Annotated in this window: 7 protein-coding genes; 2 read left to right on the plus strand and 5 right to left on the minus strand. The window is 32.2% G+C overall.

Annotation, left to right across the window (positions count from 1 at the left end):
• Positions 1–158: 158 nt before the first annotated feature.
• Both AACZ41_RS17945 and AACZ41_RS17950 read left to right on the plus strand, forming a co-directional pair.
• A complete protein-coding gene (locus AACZ41_RS17945; RefSeq protein ID WP_339629985.1) occupies positions 159–542 on the plus strand; it encodes an START-like domain-containing protein in 384 nt (127 codons plus the stop codon).
• Between the two features lie 54 nt (positions 543–596).
• Positions 597–1,454 carry an aminotransferase class IV gene (locus tag AACZ41_RS17950; protein WP_339629987.1) on the plus strand — a complete coding sequence of 286 codons (858 nt, stop codon included), beginning with the start codon at positions 597–599 and terminating at the stop codon, positions 1,452–1,454.
• Here AACZ41_RS17950 and AACZ41_RS17955 read toward each other — a convergent pair.
• The 5 genes from AACZ41_RS17955 to AACZ41_RS17975 form a co-directional block, all read right to left on the minus strand.
• Complete coding sequence (locus tag AACZ41_RS17955; RefSeq protein ID WP_339629989.1) at positions 1,451–2,011, minus strand: YqgE/AlgH family protein; 561 nt, start codon at positions 2,009–2,011, stop codon at positions 1,451–1,453. The two genes, AACZ41_RS17950 and AACZ41_RS17955, sit on opposite strands and share 4 nt — an antisense overlap.
• Before the next feature lie 110 nt (positions 2,012–2,121).
• Positions 2,122–2,394 (minus strand): HU family DNA-binding protein, encoded by a 273-nt coding sequence (locus AACZ41_RS17960; RefSeq protein WP_339629991.1) that lies wholly within the window; start codon positions 2,392–2,394, stop codon positions 2,122–2,124.
• A 173-nt stretch (positions 2,395–2,567) separates the two neighbouring features.
• A complete protein-coding gene (gene fmt, locus AACZ41_RS17965) occupies positions 2,568–3,515 on the minus strand; it encodes a methionyl-tRNA formyltransferase (RefSeq protein WP_339629993.1) in 948 nt (315 codons plus the stop codon).
• 1 nt (position 3,516) lies between these two features.
• Positions 3,517–5,412, minus strand: coding sequence for a RecQ family ATP-dependent DNA helicase (locus AACZ41_RS17970; protein WP_339629995.1), 1,896 nt, complete (start codon positions 5,410–5,412; stop codon positions 3,517–3,519).
• On the minus strand, positions 5,405–5,983 hold the full coding sequence (locus tag AACZ41_RS17975) for an ATP-binding protein (protein WP_339629997.1): 579 nt from the start codon (positions 5,981–5,983) through the stop codon (positions 5,405–5,407). Before AACZ41_RS17975 ends, AACZ41_RS17970 begins: the two co-directional genes overlap by 8 nt.
• Positions 5,984–6,238 lie beyond the last annotated feature (255 nt).

The raw sequence follows: 6,238 nt of genomic DNA on the forward strand, positions 1-6,238 counted from the left end.
ACCAACTGAGCTACCTCGCCATATTATTTTTAAACGGCTGCAAATATAGTGGTAAATTATTAGTTCTTCAACTAATGTCGCCTAAAAAAATTATAGTGCACAAATATTTTTTAATCATTTAGAAATATATATATTGCTCGGCATAAAGTAGTAGGAAAATGAGCGATAAAATAAAATTTGAAATAGAATTTGTAATTCAGTCTTCACCACAAATGTTATATCAATATTTGGCAACACCTTCTGGCTTATCAGAATGGTTTGCAGATAACGTTAATTCTAGAGGCGAGAAGTTTACCTTTATTTGGGACGGAGCAGAAGAAGAAGCTAAATTATTAAAAAGAAAAACCGACGAATTCGTTCGCTTTGCTTGGGATGAAGCGGAGGATAATAGTTATTTTGAAATGAAAATAATTGTTGACGAAATCACCAAAGATGTTTCTTTGTTTATAACGGATTTTGCTGAAGAGGATGAAGTTGAGGAGTCTAAGATGCTTTGGACCAATCAAGTATCTGATTTAAAGCAGGTATTGGGTTCTTCTTAGTAATATTCTTATTTACAGTATCTTTGAGCCTTAATTTTTTAAGGCTTTTTTTTTATGTTCAATTTTAATGGCAAACTTATTAATAAGGATGATAAAATTCTAGATGCAAAAAATAGGGGTTTGCAATTGGGTGATGCTGTTTATGAAGAGCTACGTATAGTTTCTGGCGAAGTTATCTTTCTAGAAGAACATTATTTAAGGTTAATGTCTTCGATGCGTATTCTTCGAATGGAAATTCCTATGAATTTCACAATGGAGTTTATGGAAGAAGAAATGCTTAAAACTATCTCAAATGAAGATTTAAAGCAGACAAAGCATATTAAGTTCACTGTATTTAGAAACAATGAAAATGATAATGCCTTGGCAAATAATAGTATTTCATACATAGTAACAACTTCTATATTGCCAAATCCTTTTTATATTTTAGAAGATAATGAATATGAAGTAGAGCTTTTTAAAGATTTTTATAAGAATGCTAGCATGCTTTCTAATCTTGATACTACCAATAAAATTCTGAATGTTGTCGGTAGAATTTATGCTCAAGAAAATGATTACCATGACTGTTTGGTTTTAAACGAGCAGAAACATGTTGTAGAGTCTTTAAATGGTAATATCTTTTTAATTCAAAAGGATGTTATAAAAACGCCACCATTAACCGACGGTTGCTTAAATGGAATTCTAAGAAAAAAATTGATTGAAATTATTTCAAAACTAGAGGATTATGAATTACAAGAACTTAGTATTTCACCATTTGAACTTCAAAAAGCGGATGAATTATTTATAATCAATGCTATAGACGGTATAATTTCAATTACGAAATATCGGAAAAAGGTGTACTCAAATTATGTTGCGAAAAATTTGATAGGTAAATTAAATGCGGCTGCAAGAATGTCAGTAAGTAAAGCTGTTTAGTTTAAACTAGGATTTTCTGGTGCATTGGACCAAAGCAAATAATCTCCACCTAATTGTATCATGTTTTCTTTCCAAAATGCATTTGCTGCCTTTTGTATAATCATGCTTTCATGTTCATTTTCAATTACTATCCAAGATTTTGAGGATAGCTCATCATCAAGTTGTAGTGAAGACCAGCCCGAATATCCTAAGAAAAAGCGAATATCATCCTCTGTAATAATTTCTTTATTGATCAGTTCAACGGTGGTTTCAAAATCTCCTCCCCAATAAATTCCATCAGAAATTTCTACGCTGTTATCAATTAGATGAGGCACTTTATGAATGAAGTAAAGATTGTCTTGTTCTACGGGGCCACCATTGTAAACCTGAAATGGTAATTGAATTTCAGTTACCAAATCATTTATTTGATACTCTAAAGGCTTGTTCAATATAAAACCTACAGAACCTTCATTGCTATGCTCAGCTAACAAAACGACGGATCTATTAAAAGATACATCACCTGTCAGTGAGGGTTCAGCAATAAGCAATTTGCCCTTAGTTGGTTTTAATATGATCATTACTTTTATATGATTATATTTCTAAAGTAAGACAAATCCTCTTAAATGCAAAAACATAGAAACAAAAAAGCGCCTAAAAAGGCGCTTTTAAAAATTTTATCTATGTAAAATTAGTTTACAGCTTTACCTAAATCAGTACCTGCTTTAAACTTCACTACATTTTTAGCAGCAATTTGGATAGTTTTTCCAGTTGATGGATTTCTACCTTCTCTTGCATTTCTTTTAGATACGGACCAAGAACCGAAACCTACCAAAGAAACTCTATCTCCTTTTTTTAAGGAATTTTCAACATTTCCCAAGAAAGATTCCAATGACTTTTTAGCCGCAGCTTTTGTGATGCCAGCGTCAGCTGCCATTGCATCGATCAATTCTGTTTTGTTCATAATGTGATTAATTAATTGTGATTAAAAATTTATACCTAGTAACAAATTTATATGGATTTATGACGAACGCAAGTAAAACAAGGGGAAATCCCCTATTTTGTTGATAACTCAGCGTGTTTGTTGATAAAGTAGGGGGTTTTTTACAATTCTCGCAGCCCAATGACAACGGGGCTTTACCTCATTTTAGCGTTTTCTTCAAGATTTAAGCCATTTAGTACATCTTTAACATGCATTCTTTTTTTTCCTTGAAGCTGTATTTCCTCTAAATTCAGGTACCCTTCCTTAACTGCAACCTTCATTTCTTTTTTATTGAAAACTAAGGTCCCTACTTCTAAATCATGCTGTTCAAGTAAAATATTGGCTTTATATATTTTCGTAATTATTTTTGAATCAGAGTTTTCTAAAGTAGTCCATGCTGCAGGGTAGGGGCTTAAGCCACGAATAAAATTATAGATATCTTCAATGGGTTTGTTCCAATCAATTTCGCACGTTTCTCTATGTATCTTATGCGCAAGTTTTAAATCACCATGATTAGGTTGCTTTGTTGTTTTGAAATCACCATTCTGAATGCGCTCTACCGTTTTTAATACCGTTTTCGCACCCAAATGCATTAAACGATCATGTAAATCTTCTGCATTATCTGTTTTCTCTATTGAGGTTTCATCTTGTAATATAATGGCGCCTGTATCTATCTTCTCATCAATGAAGAAAGTGGTAACACCTGTTTTAGTTTCACCATTAATAATAGCCCAGTTAATTGGTGCAGCACCACGATACTGAGGTAAAAGAGAAGCATGGAGATTAAATGTGCCGTATTTTGGCATATTCCATACTACCTTAGGTAGCATACGAAAAGCTACGACAATTTGTAAGTTGGCATTTAAAGATTTTAAGGTTTCCAAAAAGTCTACATTCTTAAGGTTGGTGGGCTGTAAGACTTTAATGTTATTCTCTACCGCATATTTTTTCACTGCAGATTCATTTAATTTTCTACCTCTACCTGCCGGTCTATCGGGTGCTGTAATTACACCGACTATATTATATTCATTTTTAACAAGCATATCCAAAATGCCCACGGCAAATTCTGGGGTACCCATAAATATGATTCTTAATGCTTCCATGTTATATAAGTTCGTATTGGTTAATAGAATTTAATGTTATCTGATTTTCTTCTAATAATTCTTGTAAGGCGATAATTACTATCGCCTGATCAATATTTAAGCTATGCTGCAGTTCTCTTGAGTCCGATTTGTTAATTTTTAAATATTCGATTATTTTCAATTTTGTATTGATTATATCGCTCTTACCTAATCTATTTTTAATACAAACATCACAAATGCCACATTCTCCTTTTTGAGTTTCACCAAAATAATGCAATAACTGAACACTTCTACATATTGTATCATTTTCTATGTAGGCAAGCATTTTAGAAACGTTCCCAACTTTAAGTTGATTTTGATCCTCTATTATTTTCGCAAATCTATTTATGGTACGATCATCATCTCTATGTACCAGAAACAATAGCTCTAAATCGCTGGTAGTACTTGTATGATCAATAATATTATCTGTAGCTAATTGCTCAAAATTCTGGTGTATGAGTGATTCGGATAATTGTGTCTTTTTACCTAATAGATAGGTGTTTATTAGAGTTTCAAATTCAAAAACACCACCATAGGTTCTAAGTACTACTTTTATGAAATCTTCTAGTTTAGGATTTTCTGCAATGTATCTATAAAGTGTTTCTTTACTAGTTTTAAACTTGATAGTTTGTTTTTTAGAGAAATTCTCAGATAATGAAATAACTGAATTTCGGTCTAAAATCAATAAGGCATTATAAGTTAAAAAGGTATTCAATTCATATACAGAGCAAAATTCATTAAAATTCAATTGAAATTTTGTTTCGGTAAATTCTCCATATCCAATTTGAAAGTAGTTATTCAATTTTAGATATATCTTTTTTATATAGGATACATCTGGTAGAACTTCTAAAAACTGCTTTTTAACTAATAATTTATCCGTTGTATTTGTTAATAGAATTGCTTTTGAAGAAGCACCATTTCTACCTGCTCTACCTGCCTCTTGAAAATAATTCTCTACACTGTCAGGTATTTGATAATGGACAACTAGCTCAACATCTGGCTTGTCTATTCCCATTCCAAAAGCATTTGTGGCCACCATAATATTCACTTTATCTTGCAGCCATAAATTTAGTCGTTTAGATTTAGCTTTCTGATCGATACCACCATGATAAAAAGTCGCTTTTAGACCATTCTTTAGAAGGAATTTAGATAATTCTTCAGCTTTTCTCCGGCTTCTAACATAAACAATTGCACTGTTCTTGATTTTTCGACAATACTGTTTAAGATAATTATTTTTATCCTCGGTCATAATAACCCCGAAGCCTATATTTTTTCTATAGAATGAATCTTTTTTGACCAAAGGTTCATGAAGATTAAGAGAGGTCATAATATCTTCGCCCACTCTTTTGGTCGCTGTAGCGGTAAGCGCTATCATAGGCGCTTTCGGGTGTAAATCTCGTAATATAGAACAGGTTAGATATGCAGGTCTAAAATCATGACCCCATTGAGAAATACAATGTGCTTCGTCGATAACGCATAAAGAAACATTCATTCCTTTAATTCGTTCTTGAACAAGGTCTTGTTGAAGTCGTTCTGGAGATAAGTATAAAAACTTGTAATTGCCATAAATACAGTTATCAAGCAATTTATCAACTTCACTGAATTTGAGTCCGCCTTTTAATCCTAAAGCTTTTATTCCACGTTTTTGTAGGTTATCTACTTGATTTTCAATTAATGCGATTAATGGGGAAATAACAATGCAAATACCATCTTTCATTAAGGCAGGTATTTGAAAGCAAAGAGACTTTCCGCCACCTGTGGGTAATAAACCCAATACATCTTGGTTATTAACAACAGCGTTAATAATTTCTTCTTGTGAGCCTCTAAAACTATCAAAGCCCCAATATTTTGATAAGATGTCTTTTGGTGTATTATTCACCTATTTTTTCTATGAGGTCTACTACAAATTGCAAACGATTTTCTATCGTGCCAAATGGCACTTCAATGGGTTTATACCCTAAATCAATATATGTCTTTTCAAGATGTTGATGAATACCACAAGCTTGTTCAAAATTTTCCATACGCTCATTGTCTTGAACGTATATGTCTTCCCAAGGTGGTAATATCAGAACTTCGTCATAACGATTTTCTAAACACAAATCATTATATCGTTCCTCTATAGGTTGATTAAAGTAATTCATATAGGCAATGACGTCTGGTAAACCTCGGTCATAAAATAAATGCTTTTTATCAATGTTTTTACCATTGGTAAAATGTTTTAAACGCGCATTGATTAGTTCATCATTAAAACTTTTTGCGTCGTCGACAAAATCTATAGGATTTACCAATAACTTGTCTACTGCTTTGCCGTTTAATGCATCTAATGTCATTGTCCTAATCACTTCATGAAAACAGTAAAATCCATTTTCTTCAAGCGATGAAATCAGTACAGTTTTACCCGTTCCTGGTCCGCCTGTAATTACAATTCTTTTATTGCCCAAACTCTTCATATCTATAGGCAAAAGTACATAAACCAACAGTATTAAAAAACTGGACGATTACTCTTATCTTTGTATAAAATAGAAGTTATGGACGAAAATAACCCAGTAGAGTTTTATAAAAAATTAAAGTTACAATTAGAAGCAACATCCAATTGGCCATCAAATTATCTTTATAAATTTATAGTAAAGAGCGATACGGATAAGGTTGATAAAATTCATAAAATATTCGATAATATAGGAGCTGTGATCAACTCAAAAAAATCG

The organism is uncultured Maribacter sp., assembly GCF_963974015.1.
Lineage (GTDB): Bacteria > Bacteroidota > Bacteroidia > Flavobacteriales > Flavobacteriaceae > Maribacter.

Coding starts and splice junctions, on each gene's coding strand:
- AACZ41_RS17975 (WP_339629997.1), bottom strand. CDS start 5,983: ATGAAGAGTTTGGGCAATAAAAGAATTGTAATTACAGGCGGACCAGGA.
- AACZ41_RS17950 (WP_339629987.1), top strand. CDS start 597: ATGTTCAATTTTAATGGCAAACTTATTAATAAGGATGATAAAATTCTA.
- AACZ41_RS17960 (WP_339629991.1), bottom strand. CDS start 2,394: ATGAACAAAACAGAATTGATCGATGCAATGGCAGCTGACGCTGGCATC.
- AACZ41_RS17955 (WP_339629989.1), bottom strand. CDS start 2,011: ATGATCATATTAAAACCAACTAAGGGCAAATTGCTTATTGCTGAACCC.
- fmt (WP_339629993.1), bottom strand. CDS start 3,515: ATGGAAGCATTAAGAATCATATTTATGGGTACCCCAGAATTTGCCGTG.
- AACZ41_RS17945 (WP_339629985.1), top strand. CDS start 159: ATGAGCGATAAAATAAAATTTGAAATAGAATTTGTAATTCAGTCTTCA.